This window comes from Caballeronia mineralivorans PML1(12) (assembly GCF_001028175.1).
Taxonomy (GTDB): Bacteria; Pseudomonadota; Gammaproteobacteria; order Burkholderiales; family Burkholderiaceae; genus Caballeronia; species Caballeronia mineralivorans.
Map to the genome: position 1 here is coordinate 1 of NZ_AEJF01000152.1, position 21,405 is coordinate 21,405.

20 protein-coding genes and 1 pseudogene are annotated in these 21,405 nt (G+C 60.3%); 11 read left to right on the top strand and 10 right to left on the bottom strand.

The genetic code is table 11. The features are described from left to right. Positions 1–147: 147 nt before the first annotated feature. The gene (locus tag EOS_RS25480) at positions 148–2,436 is read right to left on the bottom strand and encodes an NADP-dependent malic enzyme (protein WP_047894960.1); all 2,289 of its coding nucleotides are present in this window, start codon (positions 2,434–2,436) and stop codon (positions 148–150) included. Positions 2,437–2,967: 531 nt separating this feature from the next. On the opposite strand from EOS_RS25480, the gene EOS_RS25485 reads away from it, so the two are divergent. Then, positions 2,968–3,654: an orotate phosphoribosyltransferase gene (locus tag EOS_RS25485; protein ID WP_047894961.1), complete on the top strand. Its 687-nt coding sequence runs from the start codon at positions 2,968–2,970 to the stop codon at positions 3,652–3,654. An 88-nt stretch (positions 3,655–3,742) separates the two neighbouring features. On the opposite strand, the pseudogene EOS_RS25490 reads toward EOS_RS25485, so the two are convergent. Then, a pseudogene (locus tag EOS_RS25490) lies at positions 3,743–4,448 on the bottom strand (response regulator). Between the two features lie 396 nt (positions 4,449–4,844). Between EOS_RS25490 and EOS_RS25495 the strand changes: the two are divergent. From EOS_RS25495 to EOS_RS25520, 6 genes are all read left to right on the top strand, one after another. Then, positions 4,845–5,372, top strand: a complete 528-nt coding sequence (locus tag EOS_RS25495; RefSeq protein WP_082163521.1) for a YbhB/YbcL family Raf kinase inhibitor-like protein — start codon at positions 4,845–4,847, stop codon at positions 5,370–5,372. A 164-nt stretch (positions 5,373–5,536) separates the two neighbouring features. Continuing rightward, positions 5,537–6,103: a flavodoxin family protein gene (locus tag EOS_RS25500; RefSeq protein WP_047894962.1), complete on the top strand. Its 567-nt coding sequence runs from the start codon at positions 5,537–5,539 to the stop codon at positions 6,101–6,103. A gap of 150 nt (positions 6,104–6,253) precedes the next feature. Continuing rightward, on the top strand, positions 6,254–7,207 hold the full coding sequence (argC, locus tag EOS_RS25505) for an N-acetyl-gamma-glutamyl-phosphate reductase (protein WP_047894963.1): 954 nt from the start codon (positions 6,254–6,256) through the stop codon (positions 7,205–7,207). Between the two features lie 453 nt (positions 7,208–7,660). Continuing rightward, positions 7,661–9,112, top strand: a complete 1,452-nt coding sequence (locus EOS_RS25510) for a DUF2957 domain-containing protein (RefSeq protein ID WP_047894964.1) — start codon at positions 7,661–7,663, stop codon at positions 9,110–9,112. Positions 9,113–9,209: 97 nt separating this feature from the next. Continuing rightward, positions 9,210–10,448, top strand: a complete 1,239-nt coding sequence (locus EOS_RS25515) for a DUF2957 domain-containing protein (RefSeq protein WP_047894965.1) — start codon at positions 9,210–9,212, stop codon at positions 10,446–10,448. 102 nt (positions 10,449–10,550) lie between these two features. After that, the gene (locus tag EOS_RS25520; RefSeq protein ID WP_047894966.1) at positions 10,551–11,387 is read left to right on the top strand and encodes an OmpW/AlkL family protein; all 837 of its coding nucleotides are present in this window, start codon (positions 10,551–10,553) and stop codon (positions 11,385–11,387) included. A gap of 171 nt (positions 11,388–11,558) precedes the next feature. Here EOS_RS25520 and EOS_RS25525 read toward each other — a convergent pair whose 3' ends face one another. The 3 genes from EOS_RS25525 to EOS_RS25535 all read right to left on the bottom strand — a co-directional run bounded on the left by EOS_RS25525 (position 11,559) and on the right by EOS_RS25535 (position 13,687). Beyond that, positions 11,559–11,924 (bottom strand): response regulator, encoded by a 366-nt coding sequence (locus tag EOS_RS25525; RefSeq protein WP_047894967.1) that lies wholly within the window; start codon positions 11,922–11,924, stop codon positions 11,559–11,561. Positions 11,925–11,934: 10 nt separating this feature from the next. After that, entirely contained in the window at positions 11,935–12,387 is a 453-nt protein-coding gene (locus tag EOS_RS25530) for a hypothetical protein (protein ID WP_047894968.1), read from the bottom strand. Positions 12,388–12,688: 301 nt separating this feature from the next. Continuing rightward, entirely contained in the window at positions 12,689–13,687 is a 999-nt protein-coding gene (locus EOS_RS25535) for an NAD(P)-dependent oxidoreductase (RefSeq protein WP_326972948.1), read from the bottom strand. A 35-nt stretch (positions 13,688–13,722) separates the two neighbouring features. Here EOS_RS25535 and EOS_RS25540 point away from each other — a divergent pair, with 35 nt between their 5' ends. Beyond that, complete coding sequence (locus EOS_RS25540; RefSeq protein ID WP_047894970.1) at positions 13,723–14,502, top strand: Mut7-C RNAse domain-containing protein; 780 nt, start codon at positions 13,723–13,725, stop codon at positions 14,500–14,502. Positions 14,503–14,573: 71 nt separating this feature from the next. After that, the gene (locus EOS_RS25545; protein ID WP_047894971.1) at positions 14,574–14,858 is read left to right on the top strand and encodes a hypothetical protein; all 285 of its coding nucleotides are present in this window, start codon (positions 14,574–14,576) and stop codon (positions 14,856–14,858) included. Positions 14,859–15,062: 204 nt separating this feature from the next. Here the strand turns inward: EOS_RS25545 and EOS_RS25550 are convergent, their stop codons facing one another. The 5 genes from EOS_RS25550 to EOS_RS25570 form a co-directional block, all read right to left on the bottom strand. Further along, positions 15,063–15,374, bottom strand: a complete 312-nt coding sequence (locus EOS_RS25550) for a cupin (RefSeq protein WP_047894972.1) — start codon at positions 15,372–15,374, stop codon at positions 15,063–15,065. A gap of 18 nt (positions 15,375–15,392) precedes the next feature. Beyond that, positions 15,393–16,727, bottom strand: a complete 1,335-nt coding sequence (locus EOS_RS25555; RefSeq protein ID WP_047894973.1) for an MFS transporter — start codon at positions 16,725–16,727, stop codon at positions 15,393–15,395. Between the two features lie 208 nt (positions 16,728–16,935). Then, positions 16,936–17,250 (bottom strand): high-potential iron-sulfur protein, encoded by a 315-nt coding sequence (locus EOS_RS25560; protein WP_047894974.1) that lies wholly within the window; start codon positions 17,248–17,250, stop codon positions 16,936–16,938. A gap of 117 nt (positions 17,251–17,367) precedes the next feature. After that, positions 17,368–18,468 (bottom strand): NAD(P)/FAD-dependent oxidoreductase, encoded by a 1,101-nt coding sequence (locus EOS_RS25565; protein WP_047894975.1) that lies wholly within the window; start codon positions 18,466–18,468, stop codon positions 17,368–17,370. Positions 18,469–18,670: 202 nt separating this feature from the next. Beyond that, positions 18,671–19,648, bottom strand: coding sequence for an AAA family ATPase (locus tag EOS_RS25570; protein WP_047895038.1), 978 nt, complete (start codon positions 19,646–19,648; stop codon positions 18,671–18,673). A gap of 359 nt (positions 19,649–20,007) precedes the next feature. Between EOS_RS25570 and EOS_RS25575 the strand changes: the two genes are divergently transcribed. Both EOS_RS25575 and EOS_RS25580 read left to right on the top strand, forming a co-directional pair. Continuing rightward, complete coding sequence (locus EOS_RS25575; protein ID WP_047894976.1) at positions 20,008–20,511, top strand: hypothetical protein; 504 nt, start codon at positions 20,008–20,010, stop codon at positions 20,509–20,511. 81 nt (positions 20,512–20,592) lie between these two features. After that, positions 20,593–21,399, top strand: a complete 807-nt coding sequence (locus EOS_RS25580; RefSeq protein WP_047894977.1) for an endonuclease/exonuclease/phosphatase family protein — start codon at positions 20,593–20,595, stop codon at positions 21,397–21,399. Positions 21,400–21,405: the final 6 nt, after the last annotated feature.

The window sequence follows — 21,405 nt, forward strand, 5'->3', positions numbered from 1 at the left end:
CTGTAGTACTAAGCGTTTTTAGCGTATCCGGGTTACATGCGACGGGTGCGCATAAAAAAACGGCGGCTGGGTCAACCCAGTCGCCGCTTCATGGCCATCTCGATTTATCGATATCAACCCGTCAGGATATCGCAATAAATTTGCGGATCACGCTACGTTGCTCGTCGCCGTGACCCGTGCATTCGCCGACGCCACCGCCGTCATGTTGATGATCCGCCGCACGGTCGCGGCCGGCGTGAGGATATGCACCGGTTTATCCGCGCCAAGCAGGAACGGCCCGACCGTCACGCCTTCGCCGCTCACCATCTTGAGCAGGTTGTACGTGATATTCGCGGCCTCCACGTTCGGCATGATCAGCAGGTTTGCCTCACCGGTCAGCGTCGAGCCGGGGAATGCGGCCTTGCGCACGACCTCCGACAACGCCGCATCACCATGCATTTCGCCATCCACTTCCAGATCCGGCGCACGCTCGGCGATCAGCTTGCGTGCCTCCGCCATGCGCTTCGATGAAGCCGTCGGCACGCTGCCGAAGTTCGAGTTCGACAGTAACGCGACTTTCGGCGCAATCCCGAATTTCTCGATTTCGCGCGCCGCCAGGATGGTCATATCGGCGAGTTGCGTGGGCGTTGGGACCTCGTTGACATAGGTATCGCTGATGAAGAGGTTGCGCCCTTGCAGCATCAGCAGATTCATCGCGGCGAAGTTCTCCACACCTTCCGCTTTACCCAACACTTGCTCAATGAATTTGAGATGGTCATGGTACGTATCGATCATGCCGCAGATCATGCCGTCGGCATCGCCCAGTCGCACCAGGATTGCACCGATCAGCGTGTTGAACTTGCGCAGCGCCGCCTTCGCGTTGTCCGGCGTCACGCCTTCGCGTGCGGCGATATGGTGATATTCCTGCCAGCATTTCTGATACCGCGGATCGTCTTCCGGATTCACGATCTCGAAATCGGTGCCGGGCTTGAGCTTCGAGCCCATCTTCTGAAGGCGCATTTCCACCACCGCCGGCCGCCCGATGATGATCGGCTTCGCGATCTTCTCCAGCAGTACGAATTGCGCGGCGCGCAGCACACGTTCGTCCTCACCCTCGGCGAACACAATACGCGCCGGCGCTGATTTCGCCGCCGCAAAAACCGGCCGCATCACCATGCCCGTGCGATAAACGGTCGTGCCCAGTTCCTCGCGATACGCGTCCATGTCGTGAATCGGCCGCGTCGCGACGCCCGAATCCATCGCGGCTTGCGCAACGGCCGGCGCGATCTTGATGATCAGCCGCGGATCGAACGGCTTCGGAATCAGGTAATCCGGGCCGAATTCGAGCGAATGGCCTTCGTAGGCTTTCGCGACTTCATCGCCTTGATCGGTCTCTTCGGCCAGTTCCGCGATCGCGCGCACGCACGCGAGTTTCATCTCTTCGGTGATCGTGGTCGCGCCCACATCCAGCGCGCCGCGGAAGATGAACGGGAAACACAGCACGTTGTTGACCTGGTTCGGATAGTCCGAACGGCCAGTCGCGATGATCGCGTCCGGGCGCACCTTCTTCGCCTCTTCCGGGCGGATTTCCGGCTCCGGATTGGCGAGCGCGAGGATCAGCGGCTGCGTGCCCATGACCTTGACCATTTCCGGCTTTAGCACGCCGGCGCTCGAACAGCCGAGGAACACGTCGGCGTTATGGATGGCATCGGCGAGCGTGCGGTCCGGCGTATTGGCCGCGTACCGCTCCTTCGACGGATCCAGGCTGCCGCGTCCTTCATAGATCACGCCTTTCGAATCGCAGACCAGGATGTTCGACTTGTTCAGCCCAAGGTGAACGAGCAAATCGAGACACGCGATGGCCGCGGCGCCCGCGCCCGAACACACGAGCTTCACTTCGTCGAGCTTCTTGCCGACCACTTTCAGGCCGTTGAGAATAGCGGCCGATGCAATGATGGCCGTGCCGTGCTGGTCGTCGTGGAAGACGGGAATCTTCATGCGCTCGCGCAGCTTCTTCTCAATGTAGAAGCACTCCGGCGCCTTGATGTCCTCGAGGTTGATGCCGCCGAGCGTGGGCTCGAGCATCGCGATGGCATCGACGAGCTTGTCCGGATCGGTCTCCGCGAGTTCGATGTCGAATACGTCGATACCCGCAAACTTCTTGAAGAGACAGCCCTTGCCTTCCATCACCGGCTTGGCGGCGAGCGGCCCGATATTGCCGAGACCGAGCACAGCCGTGCCGTTGGTCACGACGCCGACCAGATTGCCGCGCGCGGTGTATTTCTGGGCGTCAAGCGGTTCGTCGAAGATCGCCATGCAGGCAGCGGCCACGCCCGGCGAATAAGCCAGCGACAGATCCAGCTGGTTGGACAAGGGCTTGGTCGGCGTAACCGAGATCTTGCCGGGCTTCGGGTACTGGTGATATGCGAGGGCGCTGAGCTTCAGTTGTTCGTCCATGATAGGCCTGAGACGTTTAGGAAAAGAGTTGAGAAAATGAGTGGAATGAAGGGCTCGGAAGCTGTGCGCGGACGTGCTCAAACGTCGTTACGGATCAAATGGATTTCGCGCGCCCGGCCGGATTCGATTCGATGACGCCGCGCAACGACCCGGCACATAGGCAACAACAGCGTTTGCACCGATGCGAAACACCCGGCCATAGCATTTTTCGGGGATAAATAGTGTACACCGCGCCATAAAATTGACGCACAGCACCATTTTCAACAGAAACGGTGCGTGGGCATGCAAAACCGTATGCATCGATTGCACGACAACTCCCGGATTCGCAAGACAATTCCAGCAACGAACAACCACTTCGCGATCGTCCCCGTCTTGTCACTCGGGTAAAATCTCGGGCTACGCGCGCATCGAACTCCGTCGACATTCCTCTCGACCGGACGTTACCGCTACGCCAGGCGCCAATGGCCGCCGCCGCTTGATCGCCAATCAAAACTGGCCCCAGGCGCCCCTTCAAAATCCAAGGATTCGCCCATGACAGGCCTCGACCGCCAGACGATCTCCGACACCACCGCCAAGATGCTGCTCGAAGTCCAGGCTGTGCATTTCAACGCGGACAAACCATACATTTTCACGTCAGGATGGGCGAGTCCGGTGTACATCGACTGCCGCAAGCTGATTTCGTATCCGCGCGTGCGCCGCGCCCTGATGGAGATGGCCGAGACCACGATTCTGCGCGATGTCGGCTATGAGCAGATCGACGCGGTCGCGGGCGGCGAGACGGCGGGTATCCCTTTCGCCGCATGGCTATCCGACCGGCTGATGGTTCCCATGCAATATGTGCGCAAGAAGCCAAAGGGTTTCGGCCGGAACGCGCAAATTGAAGGATTGCTGACGGAAGGCCAGCGTGTGCTGCTGGTAGAAGACCTGACCACCGACAGCCGCAGCAAGATCAATTTCATCAACGCGCTACGCGCGGCCGGCGCGAGGGTGAACCACTGCTTCGTGCTGTTTCATTACAACATCTTCAAGGAAAGTGTCTCGGTATTGAAAGATATCGACGTGGAACTGCACGCGCTGGCTACCTGGTGGGATGTGTTGCGCGTGGCGAAGGAAGCGGGTTATTTCGAAGCAAAGACGCTGGATGAAGTCGAGAAATTTTTGCATGCTCCGGCTGAATGGTCGGCGGCACACGGCGGCGTAACGGCGTCACCGCAATAATCCGTTGACACTGAATTTTCTTTGCAATAAAAAAAGCCGCTCGTTTCAATAAACGAGCGGCTTTTTTATGCAACGATATTAACGATTATTACGTGTTGGCGGGAATAGTATCGTCAAGATTCCCATCGCCCACGTAAGCCGAGAGATTCAATAACGCGTTACTCTGGGCATATTGAAATAATTCAGAATCCCGTTCAATCCCCAACTTGCGCATGGCGGTATTTTTTTGCGTGCTGATCGTTTTAATACTGCGCTTCAACTGCGCGGCAATTTCAGTAATCGTCATGCCGGACACGAATAAACGCACCACTTCGAGCTCCCGTTTCGACAACACCACGTCGCGCTGCTGACCACTCGCCGACACGCCCATGCTGTCGAGCGCGAGACGCACCGACGGCCCGATATATTCCTGCCCTCGCATCACATGAACGATGGCCAGTCCTATGTGGCTCAGATCGTCTGACTTATTGATCACGGCCGTCACACCCACTTCACGCAAGCGTTTCAGGAGCGCGGGATTTTCGAGCATGGTCAACACGACGATGCGCACCGCGCGGAAACTGACCCCCGATATAACCCAGCAACGGCATGCCGTCGCCATATCGACCGCCCGGCATGGCGAGGTCGGACACGACCACGTCGCAGGGCGATTTTTGCAAAAACTGAATCAATTCTGTCGATTGACGCGCCTGACCAATCACTTCTATGTCGGGAAATTTCAATAGCGCCTGCGCGGCGCCAAACAGAATGACAGGATGGTCATCGGCGATAATGACTTTTATCCGTTGACCCATTATTTGCCCCTCGCTCGTAAATGGACAAATCCCTCGCGCATTATCGGCAATGTGCTCTCGTTCATTACATTGTCCCTTCGGCCGGGAGAGCGAAGCTGCGGCTATACCCTACGTTACCGTGTTGCCCCTCGCTTAGTCTTGTTTTGAACATTTGAAAAGTTTTATCCTTTCGCGAAATGTTAAACTTGAATCCGCATCTAAGCCTATTTCTGAGACAAAATACATCGTTGCAGTGGGTGAAACGCCAGATTTGGCTGCGTCCGTGACAGGAGAACTCGCACCATGCGCTTGGGGATCGGGCTTGTGGTTTGTGCTGTGTACCGCGTTGTTGGTTGGCGTGTCGTCAGGTTCCGAATTTCCCGCCGCTCGTTGCTGCTACCGGTTTTCTGCGCCGCGATGGTATCAAATGTGCCGCGTGCGGTCGCCGAAGTTATTGCCGCAGTCCCTTTCACGTTGACAAGTACCGACCTCGCCGCGAACCAGCGAATGCCGCTCGCGCTCGTCTTCGACCAGAACGACTGCAAGGGTGGCAACCGTTCGCCACAACTGTCATGGCACGGCGCGCCGGCCAGCACGCAAAGTTTCGCGGTCACCGTCTTTGACCCGGACGCCCCCGGCCGCGGCTGGTGGCACTGGGCCGTCGCGGGCATTCCTGCGAGCGTCACGCAGTTGCCGTCGAACGCAAGCGCCTCGGGCGCCTTGCGCAAGGTGGGCGCGGTGGAATCGCGCAATGACTTCGATATCGACGGTTACGCGGGTCCTTGTCCACCGCCGGGCAAACCGCATCGCTACATCATCACCGTCTACGCGCTCAACAGCAGCGACTTGCGCCTGCGCCAGAGCAGCCCCGCGCTCATGTTCGAGCACGAGATCCGTACAACGACCATCGCCAGCGCGCAACTCGTGGTCACCTACGGGCGCTGAGCGGCCTTTATGGCGCGTCGGCGCGTCGAAATTAGCTTTGCTAGACTCGCCGGTGAGCTTCACCGGCGTCGTTTTTTTACAGCCGGCCAACTTTTATCGCGAAGGCGCGTGGCTCCGCCTGGTTCTCGGGCAGCCTGCGGCTTTGTATCGCAGACAGGAATGACATGTCGAAAATCGTTATCGTTTATCACAGCGGCTACGGCCATACGAAAAAAGTCGCCGAAGCCGTGCTGGCCGGCACGATCGACGCCGGCGCCGACGCGAAGCTGCTCGCCGTCAGCGACCTGGATGACGCCGGCTGGGCCGAGCTCGACGCCGCCGACGCGATCATCTTCGGCGCGCCCACGTACATGGGCGGCCCGTCGGCGGACTTCAAGAAATTCGCCGACGCCAGCTCCAAACCGTGGTTCGCGCAATCGTGGAAGGACAAGATTGCTGCCGGTTTCACCAACTCGGCGACCATGAATGGCGACAAGCACTCGACTATCGCCTATTTCATCACGCTCGCGATGCAGCACAGCATGATCTGGGCTGGCACGGGCATGATGCCGTCGAACACGAAGGCGGCGACGCGCAACGACCTGAACTATGTCGGCGGTTTTTCGGGCTTGCTGGCGCAATCGCCGGCAGACGCATCGCCCGACGAAGCCCCGCCGCCCGGCGACCTGGAGACGGCGAAAGTGTTCGGCGCGCGAATCGCGGCGGTGACGGCGCGGTGGAACGCGAAGTAGATTTTTCGACGGCGTTGCAACGGTTTTTAGGCCAATCGACCGATGTCCCCGGCAATGCCATCGCGTTGTCGCGGAAGCGCATTAAAATGGCGTTTTGACCACGCTCGGGCGATATGACGTCCGGGCGCGACCGAACCCAGCGAGATCGAGATGACCACGAAAGTATTTGTCGACGGACAGGAAGGCACCACGGGTCTGAAGATTTTCGAATATCTGTCCGGGCGGCGTGACGTCGAGGTGTTGCGTATCGAGGAAACGCTCCGCAAGGACGTGGAGGAGCGCCGGCGGCTGATCAACGCGTCAGACGTCACGTTCCTGTGCTTGCCGGATGTCGCTTCACGCGAGTCGGTTTCGCTGGTGGACGCGGACAATCACCGCACGGTGGTTATCGATGCAAGCACGGCATTTCGCACGCACGACGACTGGGCATACGGCCTTCCCGAACTGATGCCGGCGCAACGCGAGCGCTTGCGCACCGCAAAGCGCATCGCGGTGCCGGGCTGTCACGCATCGGCGTTCCTGCTGGCCATGAAACCCCTGGTGGCGGGCGGTCTCGTTTCCGCCGATTTCGCTGCGCACGCGTATTCCATTACCGGTTACAGCGGTGGCGGCAAGAAGATGATTGCGGACTATGAAGCGGGTGGAAATCCGCGGCTTGACAGCCCGCGGCCTTACGCGCTCGGCCTCACTCACAAGCATCTGCCGGAAATGGCAGTGCGCTCGGGCCTGAAGCAGGCGCCTGTGTTCACGCCGATCGTCGGCAACTTCCTGAAGGGCCTCGCCGTCACGACGTACTTTTCGCCCGATCAACTCTCGCGTGCCGCCAAGCCGCAAGACGTTCAGGCTTTGCTCGCCGAGTACTACACGAACGAACCGTTTGTGCGCGTGTTGCCGTTCAGCGCGGATAGCAATCTCGATGACGGTTTCTTCGACGTCCAGGCCTGCAACGACACGAACCGCGTCGAGCTGTTTGTGTTCGGCAACGAGGAGCGTTTTGTCACCGTCGCGCGCCTGGACAATCTGGGCAAGGGCGCCTCAGGTGCGGCAATCCAGTGCATGAACCTCGCGATCGGCGCTGACGAGGAATCTGGCCTCTCGCGCTAATCCGATTATCGATTCAAACGAATGTTGAGCGCGCCCGAGCGCTCATCGCTAAAGGCCGGTTTCCGCTATTGAGCGAAACCGGTTTTTTTTCGCCTTCAATCTGCGCTCGGGCGCGCTCTTCAAATCCCCTTCTCGAAATTTCACCGCAGGTCAATCGGAACTTCGGCCGCGGTTTCCATAGGGATTCTCCCAATTTATTTACGAACGTTCGTTCGTCGATGATTACGCGTTTTCGCACTTAAACCTTCTTCGTTTTTCATCGAAATGAAAAGTATTTTCCCTAATCAACCTTACGGAAAAACTTTTGTTTCAATGCGCCGGCAGTGCCTTATCAGTCAAGGCGCGGCCGGAAGACCACTGTTTGAATCGGTCTTTTAGACGTTTCAGTCGGTTGACATACGAAAAAGTCATAGCGAAATTACACGCGCAAAACTAGATAAGGGAGACAGCGGTATGTCGTATGCCATTTCGAAAGGACTCGCGCTCGCACTTGCGAGCGCCCCGTTGTTTGTTGCATGCGGTGGCGGCAACGCCGACAACCCGGGTCCGATCAACACGCCGCAATGTTCCGGCGCGAGTTGTGGCACGCAAGGCGCGCCGGCTGTCGGCGCGGGCGCGGGACCGCTGTGTCCGGCCAACGCAGATATTGTCGCGAGCACGTATCTGGGCGGCGCGGGCAGCGGTGAGATCGTGAGCCTGAACATCGATGCCGTTAACATGAAATACACGCTGAAATGGCTCGAATCGCCCATTCCGCTGGTCACGGGCACCGTCAATCCCACCCGCAAGGGCACAACGATCGTGGGCGCAGTGGTGCACCCGCCCGCAGGCACGCTGCCCACCGCGGAGCAAACGCGTTGCGCGTTCGTGCTGACGCCGGGAGGCGGGCTGGCATCGGACGGGTCGACGTATACGACCGCCGCCGCGTTCAACCAGGCGAATCCGCCGACCATTTTCATCGGTCAGGGGGTGGCCGGCGGCGGCATTCCGGGCGCGACCGTGCAATACAGCGGCGCGACGCTCACGGCCGACGGCGTCCATGCCTTTCCCGGCGTCCCGCCGCTGTTCCCGGTGCCGAACCGTCACTTCGACTTCTATCCGTTCATCGGTTTTTCGACGGTGAGCACGAACGTCGCGGATCTCAAGGGCACGTATAACGCACTGCTTTACCACCTGGTTCCATCGAATAACTACTCGACCACGACCACGCAAGCCCAGGAATCCTTCGATGCCGCCGGCAACTGCACGGTGCCCGTGCCGGCATCGAACACAACTTGCCAGACGACGGGCGGCGCCTGGACGGCGAACGCCAGCGGTTCGTACTTCACCAGCGCGGTCGCGCCGCAAGTGCAGGGCAAACGATCGTCACCGGCGTTGACGGCTCTCGGCTTCCCCGCGTTTCCTGCCGTCGCGAACGCGAACATGGTGATCGGCAAGATCAACGGCGCCATCGTGCCGATCGTCGCGCGCACGGGTCAGGTCTTCGTGCCATCGCCACTCACGCCGCTGAACGCGAGTGCCTCGCAAGTCGACGATGAATCCGGCATCGCCATGCTCGCTGCGAACACGGTGCTCAAGTCGGGCGCGTTCGATGGCGGTTACGTCGGCGCGGATTCGAACTTCAAGTACACGGCGACACTGCTGCAAGGTCCGGTCGGCTCGTTCATCAATCCAACGACGCAAGCTTCCGAGACCGGTTTCGGTATGAGCTACGCGCAACAGTTGCCTGGCTTGATCGGCGTGCAGGACCAGAAAGGCGGCCAGGGCGCGCTGATTTCGGCGGGCGGGCTGTACGGGATCTTCATTGCAGGCAGCACGGTGAACGGTGGCCTGAGCTCCACGTCCGCTAACGCCGATACGCCGGCGAGCCCGTACTTCGGTATCGGTGCGCTGCTCAGCAAATAAGCATTGCTAAGCACGCAACACGTACACAAGCACACAAGACCAGGGCCGGCACGCGCCGGCTGCCAACGAACGAATAAATGTGGATGGAGACAGCGGTATGAAATGGAGAACCTTTGCGTTGGGTGCGTCAATCGCCAGCGTCACGCCGTTCCTCGGCGCCTGCGGCGGCGGCAGCGACGCGCCTCAAGCGCCGGTCGTCCGGCTGTGCCCGGCATCGCTCGACTACACGACCACCTTCACCGGCGGCGGCGGCAGTGGTGAACTCGTCAAGCTGCAACTCGACACGACGAAACTCACGTGGCAAGTGACCTACGTAGAGTCGCCGATCCCCGCCGTCACCGGCACAGTCTCCCCCACTCGGGCCGGCACGACCCAGACCGGCACGCTGACGATGGAAACCGGCCTGCCCACGCAAAAGCTGAATCAGTGCGCATACCAGTTGAACGGTGCGACGCTCGATGCCACGCGTCCCGCGCGCATCTTCGTGGGCGAAGGCGTGGCAGGCGGCACGATTCCAGGCAAGGAACTCCAGTTCGGCGGGATTCTGGGCCAGGGCGTGGTACCCGACCGGACCTTTCCGTATTACCCGTTCATCGGCTTCTCGACGCTCGAGACGAATCTCGCCAACGTCGCCGGGACGTATAACCAACTGGGCTATCACGAGATTCCGTCGCAGAACTATGCGCGTCTCGCCGTCGATTCGAAGATCACCATCAATGCCGACGGCACCTGGCAAGAATGTGACAACACTGGCGTGAACACCGGCAAGTGCCAGCAGGCGGGGTCGAACTTTGCACAATCGCCGGATGGCAGCGGTGCATTCGTCACCAACAACTTCCTCGGGCAAGGCAAACCGACGCTCGCGGCTGGCGCGCTCGGCAAGGGCTACATGATCGTCGGCAAGTTGCGCGGCCAGAACGTGCCGATCGTCGTACGCGCCGGCACCGCGAACGCGACGATCACCACAGGCATCCCGCCTTTCGCCGACGACGAATCCGGCATTTCCATGATGTCGCCGCAGACCAACGTGGCGTCGGGATCGGTGAATGGGGAATACGTCGGCGTGGATAACGCCTTCAATTACCGGACGACCGCGCTCAGCGGCACGCAGGCCACCTTGATCGATCCGTTCCAACCGTCGCAGGTCGCGTTGTCGCGCGCGCTCAATCTCGATTACACGGAAGTCGTTCCGGGTCTGGTGACATCGACGGTAGTGGGCGCGTCGACCGGCACGACGCCGAGCGGCAAGTTCATCTTCTCCGGTGGCGTGTTCGGCTACCTCGACCAGAGCGACCCGACAACACCGTATTTCACCATCGGCTCATTTGTGCAGTAACCGTCCGGCAGCCCATCAAGAACGGCTGCATGCGAACAATGCCCGGATTTCTACGAAGACGAGCAGCGTTCGCATGACGGCCTGTAACCGAAGAGAGACGAAATGAAAAAGCTTTTGGCTGCGGGAAAACCGTTGGCGGTCGCGGTGGCAGCGTGTGCGTCACTGTCAGCACATGCGCAAAGCGCCGGCGATAACGTCGTGGGACTCGGCTGGTTCCACGTCATGCCACAGGATTCGAGCGATGCGCTGACCACGCATGTCGCGCCCACGCCGATCAATACGCCGCTGCGGTTGCCGTCGCAATTCACGTCGGCGGGCACAAGCTTGTCGACGAAGAGCGCCGATACCTTCGGGCTCGTCTTCACGCACTTTTTCACCGATCATATTGCGACCACGTTCGTAGGCGGTGTGCCACCCGAGTTCGAACTCGATGGTCACGGCACGATCCAGCCGCCGGGACCGGCAGGTGCGCTGGGCAACCAGAATCTCGATCAAACCAATCCGATCGTGAAAAGCGTGCGGCAGTGGAGCCCTGCGCTGATTTTCCAGTACTACTTCAATTCGCCGAGCGCGGCGTTCCGGCCGTTCGCGGGCTTGGGCGTGTCGTACAACTTCTTCACGAACATCAAGCTGACCAACGGCTTCGTCACATCGACGCAGAACAATCTTGGTGCGGTGCTGGCGGCGGGTGCGGGCAAACCGGGACAGACGTCGGTGGAGGCGAAGGCTTCGTCGTCGTGGCAGCCGGTGTTCAATATCGGCGCGACTTATAACTTCGACAAGCACTGGGGTTTGATTGCTTCGCTGACCTACATTCCGTTGAAGACAACATCGTCGTTGATCATCAAGGCGGCTGACGGTACCGAGCTCGCTACAACAAAGTCAAAACTCAATGCCGATCCGCTGATTACGTTTTTAGCGGTGTCGTACAGGTTTTGATCGGTGCGGGCGAAACCGGGCGAGCAGGCGAAAAAAAAAGCCCGCCTAAGATGGGCGGGCTGAATCCATATCAGTGGAGACATGGAGGAGACGACCGAACTATACCAAAACTATTGGTGCAGCGCAACATCCCCGATTCTCCTCACATTGATTCGTTGCATCGATACAACATCAGGGCTGCGTCATCGAGAGGATAAAGCCCAGTTGATCGATGGAAACGGGCTTCACCAGATGGATATCGAAGCCCGCTTCCTGCGTCATCGCGTGGTGCTGCGGCTGGCCCCAGCCAGTCAGCGCAACCAGCAGCATCGCCGGGCCGTCGGGCAACGCGCGCAGCGCTCGCGCGGCGGAAAGACCGTCCATCGGCGACATGCCCAGATCCAGGATCACCACATCCGGCGAGAATTGCCGCGCGACATCGAGCGCTTGCGCTCCGCACGACGCCTGCGCCACTTGATGGCCCAGACCCGTCAGCAGATTGGCCAGACAGCTCAGGGCGTCGTCGTCGTCATCGGTTATGAGAACACGCTTGGTCACGACTGCCCCCTCATTTGCCCGACACCGCGAGCGTCAACTTTCCAGCACCGGCGGTGGTCGCGGTGATCTGCGTGCGCTGCCCACGCGGGCCAATATAAAAATGCTGGCGACCCGGCGAGTTTTGATCGTGTGTGGCCTCCGGCAGGCATGCGGCAATGTCCGCCGCCACGCCCTGCAACGCGTCAGTCGCCGATCCGGCGTCCGACGCTTTCGTCCACATGCAGGTATATGTACGGGCTTTCGCCGCGCACTGCGCATCACGGCCGTACGTCTGCGCGACGGCTTTGCCATCGTCGGGTCGCAGGGAGGTAAAACCGTCAGGCGCTGCCGCCACGATGCGCTTCAGTGCATCGCAGGGATTGGGGGTGTCGTCAGCGAGAGCGATCCCCGGCGTACTCAGGCATGCCCACGCAAGGGCCGCCGATGCCGCCACGAACATGAGACCCCGAAGAGTGCTTTTCATAGTGGGCGCTGTCCTGTCTCCGCTTCGTCTTTTTATAAGCTGGCTTTCCAGGCGACTTCCAAGTCGCTTCCAAGCCAGCTTCCAAGCTGGTTCGTCGCCAACGAGACCTTTTAAAAAGCCTGCACCGGCGGCGTGTGCCCGTATGTGCGCCACCGAATGCTGTCCGATTCGAAACACTTCAAAACCTGAGGCAGACGGCGCGACAAGTATAGGGAACGTTCCCGTCCATTGCCGCTATTTCTTGCCGATACAACGCCGTCGCATCCGGGCTTTACAACTGTGCTTTACAACTGCGCAAGAATCACACCTTCTTTCCCGCGCGCCGTGCAGCGACTTTTCCCAGCACCGCCAAGTCCTTGTCGCCGTCGCCTTGGGCAAGAACGTCGATGAGGTTGTCGCGCACCAGGCTCCCCACCGGCAGCGCCACGTTCACGGCGTCGCCGGCTGCAAGCGCGAGCCGCACGTCTTTCAGCCCCAGCCGCGCCCTGAACAACGCCGGTTCATAACGGTTGTCGGCGATCATCCGGCCGTAGCCCTGGTACACCGGTCCCGGAAACAGCGTGTTTGTGATTACGTCGAGGAACGCGTGCGGATCGATGCCATGCCCCGTCATCAACGACGCCGCCTCCGCAGTTGTTTCGATCGCCGATGCCAGCATGAAGTTCGCTGCCAGCTTGAACACGCTCGCGTGTTGCGGTGCAGTACCGACGCGCCAGGTCTTCTGACCGATGACATCGAAGATGGGCTGGACGCGTGCGATGGCATCATCCGCGCCCGCAGCCACGATGTTCAGCTTGCCCGCCGCCGCCACATCCGGGCGCCCGAGCACGGGCGCCGCGACATACGCCACGCCGTGCCGCTCGTGCAGGCCCGCAAGCTCCTCGCAGAACGCGACGGAAATCGTCGCCATGTTCACGTGCACAAGGCCCTTCGGCGCGCGCTCGAGCAGGCCGCTGTCGAGCAGGACCGAGCGCAACGCGGCGTCATCAGCGAGCATGGAGAACACCGCGTCGCCGGCGAACGCTTCATCCGGCGACGCAACCACGCGCGCGCCGTGTTCGGCGAGCGGTTTCGCGGCATCGGGCGAACGGTTCCAGACGCGCACCGTGTGGCCTGCCTTCAATGCATTCAGCGCCATCGCGGCGCCCATGTTGCCAAGTCCAATAAACCCGATATCCATGTCGTGCTCCTGTGTCGACCAGAGTTCACGCTTTAGCGGGTTACTCTGGTCCCATGCAACTTTCGTTGCGGTTGACAAATGCGATGAGTTCCCAATGAACCCGGCGCCAGCGCGACTCAAAGCAGGCGCGTCGAAGCGATGCGATACTCGAATCCATGACGACTGCCACGTTCCGTTTTCATCGGGAGTTAAATGAGTTCCTGGCGCGGCCGCAGCGCGAACAGGCGTTTGCGTGCGCGTGTCCGGCGGCGTCGACGACCAAGCATATGATCGAAGCTCTCGGCGTGCCGCACACGGAAGTAACGCTGATTCTACGCAACGGCGTGCCTGCAGGTTTCGATACGCCTATCGAAAACGCTGACTTTATCGATGTCTATCCGCCCGGCGTGATGCCGCGCGCGCTCGAAATCGCGCATCCGCTGCGCGCGCCGTTGCGGCTGGAGACGCTGCGTTTTATCGCCGATGCACATCTTGGCGCGCTCGCTCAACTGCTTCGGCTAGCCGGTTTCGATACCCGCTATGACAATCATTTTCCCGACGATGAAATCGAGCAGCTTGCGCTGACCGAACATCGCGTAGTGCTCACGCGCGATCGCGAATTGCTGAAGCGCCGCACGCTCGTCCACGGCTGCTACGTGCGCGCGCTGCAACCCGATGCGCAATGGCGAGAAGTCGCAACGCGGCTCCGACTCGCGCAACACGTCCGCCCTTTCCGCTTGTGCCTGATGTGCAACGCGCCGCTGCGTCGCGCAAGTTCGGATGAAGTGAGCGATCGTGTGCCGGAAGGCGTGCTCGAACGGCACGCACGTTTTGTCACTTGCGATGTGTGCCGGCGGGTATTTTGGGAAGGATCGCACTGGAAGCGGATGCGGGCGCGAATCGAAGAACTGATGGACGGCGCGCCGGGCAATCCACCGGTTCCGGCGTCCGGCTAACAGGCCGGCCGCGCGACGTGCGTACAATACGCGCCTCGGCCTTCGTGCCTCTATAGCTTTTGGAGCTTCGCGTGAAAAAATTCGACCTGGAAAAAAACAAGGCGCTCAAGCTCGCCAACGGCTTGAAGCAAAACAGCGCGTCGAGCTTCGGCCCGCAAACCGCGCAGCCGAAACTCGACAAGCGCGAACAGCGCCGGCTGGATCAGGAGAAAGGGCTTGTGCCGTTCGCCTGCAAGCTGGACAGCGATCTCGTCAGGCAATTGCAGGAACTTGCGGCCAAGCATGAAGGCGGGATGACGGAAGCGCTGGCGGACTTGCTGGTGAAGGCGGGGCTGGAACGTAAGGCTGCGGTTTAAATTAGTACGATGAGCTTGGGCGAATGAACGCGGCTGGCTCAATGCGGCGTTATGACCGCTGAACGTCGCGGAGGTAAAGCGCAGCGCGGAGTTATCGTCTGCTGAATAAAGAGGCCGTTCCGGCGTGTCGCGGAACGGCTTTTTAACGTTGCTTCCGGCCTCGATTTCGCCGCGTGCTTGGCTTGATCTAAATAGTCAGATCAATCAAACACTCCCTTCCTTCTCGATCACCAGAATCCGCGCGATACCGACCGGCTCGGCAATATGCTCATCGCCGGGCTGGGCGTGAAAGATATCGCCGGCATCGAGCAGCACTTCTTCCTCCACGCCGTCTCGCCGCACGCGCATGCGCACCTGGCCGTGCATCACCGCGAAAACCTCCTCGCCGTCATTCACGTGCCATTTATATGGCGCGTCGGTCCAGTGCAGGCGGCATGAGACGCCATTCATGGTGGTGATATCGAGTGCGCCCCACGCGCGCTCGGCCGTAAATTCGCGGCTTTTAACGACTTTCATTAGTGTTCCATCAAGACATCAGGACAAGACCCGCGCTTCGTCGACATCGGCGTGGCGCGCGGCAGGAATGAAGGCGACCGCGATGATCGACAGTGCGATGCCCACCATCACGTAGAACGTTGGCGCCAGCGGCGAACCGGTCACCTTGATGAGCCACGTCACCACGAATTGCCCGAAGCCGCCGAACAACATGACCGAGACGTTGTACGCAATCGATAACCCCGTCGAGCGGATATGCGCCGGGAACAACTCGGCAAGCAGCGCGCCGAACGGCCCGTAATACCCGGCGAGCGTGATCGATAAAATGCCCTGCACGATAATCAATCGCGTCACGCTGGGTTCAGCGGAAAGCCACACGAACAACGGATAAATGATCACGAGCGTGACGATCAGCGACCACAGCGACAATCCCTTTCGGCCGATCCTGTCGGACCACGCACCCGCCACCGGCGACAACACCGTCAGCAGCAAATTGCCCACGATCAAGGCGGTGAACGACTGGCCGAACGGCAGCTTCAGTTGCTTGACGGCGAACGTCGGCAGATAGCCGATCAGCACATAGACCGTCACCGTCAGCGCGATGACTGCGCCGAGTCCGCACAAGACTTCGCGGCTATGTTCGCGGAACACTTCGCCGAGCGTCGCGCGCCGCGCCATCTTTTGCGCGTGAATGAACGCCTCAGTTTCAAGCATGTTGCGCCGAAGATAAAACCCCACCGGTCCAATGATCAGCCCGAAGATAAACGGCACGCGCCATCCCCACGACATCAGCGCTTCGGGCGACATATTGCGCGTAATGATCGATCCGACGATAGCACCCAGCAGCAGCGACGCCGCCTGGCTCGCCATTTGGAAGCTGCCGTAGAAACCGCGCCGGGAGAAAGGTGCTGCTTCGATCAGCAACGCCGTTGCGCTGCCGAACTCGCCGCCGGCCGAGAAACCTTGCAGCAGGCGCGCAAACACGATGATCAACGGCGCACCGAGACCGATGGCCGCGTAAGGCGGTGCGATCGCGAGCAGGAGAATGCCGAGCGTCATCAACGCGATCACCAGTGTCAGCGCCGCTTTGCGTCCGGCGCGATCGGCGTAGAGACCGAGCACGATGCCGCCGATGGGCCGCATCACGAACGCCACGCCGAAGGTCGCGGTGGTGAGGAGGATGGAGGAGTAGTCGCTGGTGGTGGGGAAGAACAGCTTCGAGATCACGACGGTCATGAAGCTGAAGACCACGAAGTCATACCATTCGAGCGCGTTGCCGATCACGGCCGCCACGACCGCGCGGGTGTTCGGCGTTCTGCGCAAAGCGCCGGAACCACTGGAACCGTTGGAGCTGCCTCGTCTCACCGTTGCCATGTCGCCTCCGCCCGTGAGGGCGTTTCGTCTGCGCTGGGTTGTGTCGCGTGCGTCGAAGGTGCGGCGATTCGACGCACCGGGTCAGATGCCATGCGAGTGTAAAGAGCGCTGAGATCGTTTTCAAGCGACGATAAAAAACGCGCCCGGCCCAAGTGGCGGGGCGCGTTTCGATGTTAGCTGAGTGCGTCAGTTTCTAGTTGTGGGCTGCTCAGGCTTTCTTGTTATACGCGTTGCACCAGCCCTTCGATGCAACCTGCTTGCCGCCAAACATGGGACATCCGGCGAAAGCGTCGGTAGGTTTGCCTTGATAGAACGAGCAGTTGCCGCAATCCTGGCCGGCGGCGTAGCGCGGGAATTTGGCTTTATCGACGGTCGTGGCGTCGAGCTTGTAGCCCAGGCTTTGCGCCATCGCATCCGATTCAACCAGCTTGACGGGATCGGCGGCGAACGCGGTGCGCGACACCGCCAGTGCCGATGCCACGCCAATGCTCGAGATCAGGAACGTGCGTCGTGAGGATTTCATGAAAATGTGCTCCGTTGTATTGGGGGTGTGCGCCGTTCTTGTCGACGGCGATGTCAAAGGATATCAACGTGGAGCGCAACGCACTTAGCCAAATCTTTGAGATAAGCGAGCGCTCATTCATCCCAGCATCCGCGCAACCTTTTCCGCAATCGCCAACGAAGCGGTCAATCCGGGGGACTCGATGCCAAACAAATTTACCAGTCCCGCCATGCCATGCGCCGCCCTTCCCTGAATCAGAAAGTCAGCGGCCGGCTGCCCCGGCCCGGAAAGCTTCGGCCGAATCCCTGCGTAAGCGGGTTGCAGCGCGTCGTCGGGAAGATTCGGCCAGTACGCGCGAATCGCTGCGTAAAAACCAGCCGCGCGCTGCGGATCGACGGAGTAGTCAATTTTCTGGATCCATTCCACGTCCGGACCAAACTTGGCCTGCCCGCCCATGTCCATGGTGAGATGCACGCCTAGTCCGGCTTCGTTCGGCATCGGATAGATCAGGCGCTCGAACGGCGTCCTGCCGCTCACGCTGAAGTAATTGCCTTTCGCGAAATACAACGGCGGCACATGGCGCGCGTCGAGCCCGCGGATGTTGCGCGCGATCTGGTTCGCCCACAGCCCCGCGCTGTTGATCACGCAGCCGGCCTGGAAACGCATCGGCGCCTCGCCTCCGGTTTCCACAATAAACGAACCATCGCGAGCATCGATATCCGTCACGGGCGTATGAAACGCCACCGTCGCGCCGTCGCGTTCGGCGTCGCCTTGCAAAGCAAGCATCAATTGATGACTGTCGATAATGCCGGTCTGCGGCGACAACATCGCTTCCACGCACTGAAGTTGCGGCTCCAGTTCCATGGCCTCGGCGCCGCTCACGCGCACCAGATCCGTGACGCCATTTTCAACAGCCTTGTGCTGGATCGCCGCGAGTTGCGGCAACTGGTTACGCGCCGTGGCAACGAGTAATTTGCCGCAGCGGTTGTACGGAACGCCATGCGCGTCGCAATACTCGTAGAGCATCGCGCGGCCGCGTACGCACAAGTCGGCCTTCAGCGAGCCGCGCGGGTAATAAAGACCCGCGTGGATCACCTCGCTATTGCGCGAACTCGTGCCGATCCCGACCGCTTCGCCCGCCTCGAGCACAATCACCTCGCGACCGCGGGCGGCCATCGCCCGCGCGACGGCGAGTCCGACCACGCCAGCGCCAATCACCACACATTCGATTCTGTCCATCTCACTATTCTAGGCCAGCCGGCGGAGCTGGCTCAGGTGCTTTATTGCGCTTTGTTGCATGATTCTCAACGTCAATTCCAGCGAGACCTCATTTTCCGAAACAATCGAGGCTGAATCGAGAAATATGGCCTTTTTGCCCGGAAAAAGTCAGTTTCAGGCCATATTTTGAGGGGTTTTTGCAGGTTTGGGCAATTCAGTTCGCTCAAAACCCGATCGGTTTCTTCCGGCTGCCATTACCGAGTTCAATGTCCTTCGCCTGCACCTCATGCCGGTTATCGATACGTGCATTGCCGAACGCATTGAGCATCGCGCGCCGCATTTCACGTGGCGACGCCTTCGTCAACGCATCGAGCGGCGCGTCGCCGAGTGTTTCCGGAAAGCGCGCGCCCCACGCATGCGCGCTGCGGATCTCGTGATAAATCGACTGCGCGATACGGCGCGCGCCATCGCGATCCGGCGGCGCGATCTCGTAGACGTTCATCCGGTTCAGCAGCGGCTCGGGAATCGTGTTCGCCTGATTCGCCGTCGCGATCCACACGACGTTGCCGGCGTTGATCGGGATCTCGGCGAATTCATCGATGAAACTCTGCGCCGTATCGTGTTCAAGCAACGCGTACAGCGCGCCGAGCGGGTCGTATTGTGCGTCGCCGGTGGCTTTGTCGATTTCATCGACCGTCATCACCGGATTGGCATAGCTGCCGTTCACCAACGCATCGAAAACCTTGCCCGGCTTTGCATTGCGCCATTGCGACGACGCGCCCGACAAGATCCAGCCCGCGGTCAGCGAACTCATGGCGAGGTAATGACAGGACGTGCCGAGCAAGCGCGCAAGCTGCTTCGCGAAATGCGTCTTGCCAATACCCGGATCGCCGAGCAGCAGCATCGGCATCAATTCGAGCCTGTCCTCAGTTTCGAGACACAGCGCGATCTGCTTGCGGATGTCGTTGAGCGGTTCCTCGAAATTGGGCAGATCGGCAACCAGATCGTCGATGGACGGCATTCTGTTCGGCTTCACGCAGAAGCGCAGATTGCCCGCTTTCAACATCTTTTCGTAAGTTGCGCGCAGCGCCTCGCTGCCCCCTTCGCTCAAGCCGTTCAACGCGGTTTCGACCTCGTCCAGGTCGTAGACCTTGCTGAACGACGCCACGGCGAGCTCTTGTTTGACTACGGCGGTGGTCATCGCTTTCCCCGAATTGTTGATCGATAAATTCAGTTTATCGGCCATAAAAATGCGCGCAAGCGAGCAGTCCCGGGCGTCTGCTGCTAATCGTTAAAAATGAGATGGCTTCGGCAGGCGAGCCGAAGCGCTTGTATCATCGACAGGTTGCGCTGCGCAAAAAACCGCTGCGAGCGGGTGCGAAAAGTGCGTCGCCTGACGCGTCGGGGCGCGAAGGATTACTGCAGCTTTTGCGCTCGCGTTTGTAGCTTTTGGAAACAGCAAGCGCTGAACGCAAGCATCAGATCAATGTCAGAAAACAAGCTACCCGGATCGAAGGGGCCATGGCCCATACGTAATAAGGGATCAGGAGAAAAGCTCATATGTTGAAACATCACACGGCAATGTTGCTGTTCTGCGCCGCGATCACTGCGCCTTTCAGCGCCCTTGCGCAAAGCACGCCGCCGCAACCAGTCAAATGGGAATTGCAGGTTTTGCAGGACGGTCAGCAGATCGACAGCTTCACCGGCACGACGAGCGTCGGCCAAGCCCGTACCGATACCCACCATCACGTGGTGAAGAACAATGTAGGTTGCGCGGACAAACCCGCCGGCGATATCGACCTGCAGCGCACCCTCACCGTCTCTCCCATCCACGCCAACAGCGACGACATCACGCTGCAAATCGACGCCCAGGAAACGCTGCAGGACAGCAGCGCGCCCGTCACCGCGGCGGGTTGCAAGCTGCCGCCGCAGCCGCGTCAGGTCAACGCCGCGCATCCCGGACTGGTTTTGAAGCCCGGCGAATGGTCGACGTGGCAGATCGTCGATAAAAACCCGTCGCTCGCCTACAAGGTTCGTGCGACGCTGGCAACGGCTGCGCAGTAGCGCGGGCGCGCGTCGAATCACACTCGGCGCCGCCACGTCCCGCACCGCGCCGTTCAACTCCGCGGTCAACTCATTCATCGCATGCGAAATCCAGAACATTTCACCTCCGGAATTCCCTCCGCTCACGACACCCCAGACTTCGTGGCCGTGAGCTGGAACCTGCACAAGGGCCGCTCACCGCTCGGCCTCCAGGCGTGGAGCGCCATGCAGCGCTGGGTTCAGTCGACCAAAGCCGATGCTTATTTCCTGCAGGAAGCCATGGCGCGCCGGATGCCGCAGCCCGTGCTGGCCGCGAGCTTCGGCAATCCGCTCGATGCCCCCGTCGACGACATCTGGCATTGCCAGGCGACGGAAATAGCGACATCGCTCGATCTGCAGATCGCGCTCGGGCAGAACGTCTTCAAACCGTCGTGGCGACACGGCAACGCGATTCTTTCACCGCATCCGCTCGATCTGGGTGGACGCTGGGATATTTCGGCGCATCGGTTCGAACGGCGGGGTTTGCTGGTCGCGCGCGCCACGTTCGCCGGGCGTTCGGTCACGCTGCTGTGCGCGCATCTCGCGCTCACGCGGGCGGCGCGGTTGCGGCAGATGAACTGGATCGCCTTATGGATTTCGAAGGAAGCGCCTGAAGGGCCGCTCGTTCTGGCGGGCGATTTCAACGACTGGCGCAACGACTCCGTGCCGTTGTTCGGTGAACTCGGTTTGAGCGAAGTGGCGACCATGCTCGGTGAATCCGGGCGGACCTATCCGGCGTTTTCACCGGCGCTCGCGCTCGACAAGATGTTCGTGCGTGGGATGAAACCGGTGGAATGGATCACGCCAACGCAGGACACTGCTTGGCTGTCCGATCATCTGCCGTATATGGCGAAGTTGCGGGTGGAGTGAGGCGGG

Bases quoted from the DNA above. Each gene is read 5' to 3' on its own strand.
- EOS_RS25480 (WP_047894960.1), bottom strand. From the start codon at position 2,436: ATGGACGAACAACTGAAGCTCAGCGCCCTCGCATATCACCAGTACCCG.
- EOS_RS25580 (WP_047894977.1), top strand. From the start codon at position 20,593: ATGCGAAATCCAGAACATTTCACCTCCGGAATTCCCTCCGCTCACGAC.
- EOS_RS25555 (WP_047894973.1), bottom strand. From the start codon at position 16,727: ATGGCAACGGTGAGACGAGGCAGCTCCAACGGTTCCAGTGGTTCCGGC.
- EOS_RS25540 (WP_047894970.1), top strand. From the start codon at position 13,723: ATGACGACTGCCACGTTCCGTTTTCATCGGGAGTTAAATGAGTTCCTG.
- EOS_RS25515 (WP_047894965.1), top strand. From the start codon at position 9,210: ATGAAATGGAGAACCTTTGCGTTGGGTGCGTCAATCGCCAGCGTCACG.
- EOS_RS25500 (WP_047894962.1), top strand. From the start codon at position 5,537: ATGTCGAAAATCGTTATCGTTTATCACAGCGGCTACGGCCATACGAAA.
- EOS_RS25550 (WP_047894972.1), bottom strand. From the start codon at position 15,374: ATGAAAGTCGTTAAAAGCCGCGAATTTACGGCCGAGCGCGCGTGGGGC.
- EOS_RS25575 (WP_047894976.1), top strand. From the start codon at position 20,008: ATGTTGAAACATCACACGGCAATGTTGCTGTTCTGCGCCGCGATCACT.
- EOS_RS25510 (WP_047894964.1), top strand. From the start codon at position 7,661: ATGTCGTATGCCATTTCGAAAGGACTCGCGCTCGCACTTGCGAGCGCC.
- EOS_RS25560 (WP_047894974.1), bottom strand. From the start codon at position 17,250: ATGAAATCCTCACGACGCACGTTCCTGATCTCGAGCATTGGCGTGGCA.
- EOS_RS25520 (WP_047894966.1), top strand. From the start codon at position 10,551: ATGAAAAAGCTTTTGGCTGCGGGAAAACCGTTGGCGGTCGCGGTGGCA.
- EOS_RS25530 (WP_047894968.1), bottom strand. From the start codon at position 12,387: ATGAAAAGCACTCTTCGGGGTCTCATGTTCGTGGCGGCATCGGCGGCC.
- EOS_RS25485 (WP_047894961.1), top strand. From the start codon at position 2,968: ATGACAGGCCTCGACCGCCAGACGATCTCCGACACCACCGCCAAGATG.
- EOS_RS25565 (WP_047894975.1), bottom strand. From the start codon at position 18,468: ATGGACAGAATCGAATGTGTGGTGATTGGCGCTGGCGTGGTCGGACTC.
- argC (WP_047894963.1), top strand. From the start codon at position 6,254: ATGACCACGAAAGTATTTGTCGACGGACAGGAAGGCACCACGGGTCTG.
- EOS_RS25570 (WP_047895038.1), bottom strand. From the start codon at position 19,648: ATGACCACCGCCGTAGTCAAACAAGAGCTCGCCGTGGCGTCGTTCAGC.
- EOS_RS25495 (WP_082163521.1), top strand. From the start codon at position 4,845: ATGGTATCAAATGTGCCGCGTGCGGTCGCCGAAGTTATTGCCGCAGTC.